The 1,023-nt window shown below is 58.3% G+C and carries 2 rRNA genes; both read right to left on the reverse strand.

Features of this window, described 5'->3' with window-relative positions:
* A 23S ribosomal RNA gene (locus ACFY10_RS55055) occupies nt 1-633 on the reverse strand; the annotation flags it as partial.
* A 305-nt stretch (nt 634-938) separates the two neighbouring features.
* A 16S ribosomal RNA gene (locus ACFY10_RS55060) occupies nt 939-1,023 on the reverse strand; the annotation flags it as partial.

Consider the following 1,023-nt stretch of genomic DNA (forward strand, 5'->3'; position numbering starts at 1 on the left):
TTCCGACGCTCCCACGGCTTGTAGGCACACGGTTTCAGGTACTATTTCACTCCGCTCCCGCGGTACTTTTCACCATTCCCTCACGGTACTATCCGCTATCGGTCACCAGGGAATATTTAGGCTTAGCGGGTGGTCCCGCCAGATTCACACGGGATTTCTCGGGCCCCGTGCTACTTGGGTGTTTCTCAAGCGAGCCGTACAGATTTCGACTACGGGGGTCTTACCCTCTACGCCGGACCTTTCGCATGTCCTTCGCCTATCCATACGGTTTCTGACTCGCCGACCAGCCGGCAGACTGATCAAGAGAAATCCCACAACCCCGTATGCGCAACCCCTGCCGGGTCTCACACGCATACGGTTTGGCCTCATCCGGTTTCGCTCGCCACTACTCCCGGAATCACGGTTGTTTTCTCTTCCTGCGGGTACTGAGATGTTTCACTTCCCCGCGTTCCCTCCACATACCCTATGTGTTCAGGTATGGGTGACAGCCCATGACGACTGCCGGGTTTCCCCATTCGGACACCCCCGGATCAAAGCCTGGTTGACGACTCCCCGGGGCCTATCGTGGCCTCCCACGTCCTTCATCGGTTCCTGGTACCAAGGCATCCACCGTGCGCCCTTAAAAACTTGGCCACAGATGCTCGCGTCCACTGTGCAGTTCTCAAACAACGACCAGCCACCCGTCACACACCACTCACGTGATGCTTCACCGGGGCCGGCATCGAGGGAATTCATTCCCTCAGACACCCAACAGCGTGCCCGGCACGACCAGCCGACCAGATCAGCGTTCCACACCCCCGAAGGGGCAGTACTAGCGCCTGGTCCGTCCTGGACCGTGCCGAATAATCAACGTTCCACCCATGAGCAACCAGCATCAGACATTCGCCGATGTACTGGCCTCTGACCCGGACTAGGTCCGAGTAAGAAGTGCTCCTTAGAAAGGAGGTGATCCAGCCGCACCTTCCGGTACGGCTACCTTGTTACGACTTCGTCCCAATCGCCAGTCCCACCTTCGACAGCTCC

It is taken from the genome of Streptomyces sp. NPDC001401 (assembly GCF_042895385.1).
Taxonomy (GTDB): domain Bacteria; phylum Actinomycetota; class Actinomycetes; order Streptomycetales; family Streptomycetaceae; genus Streptomyces.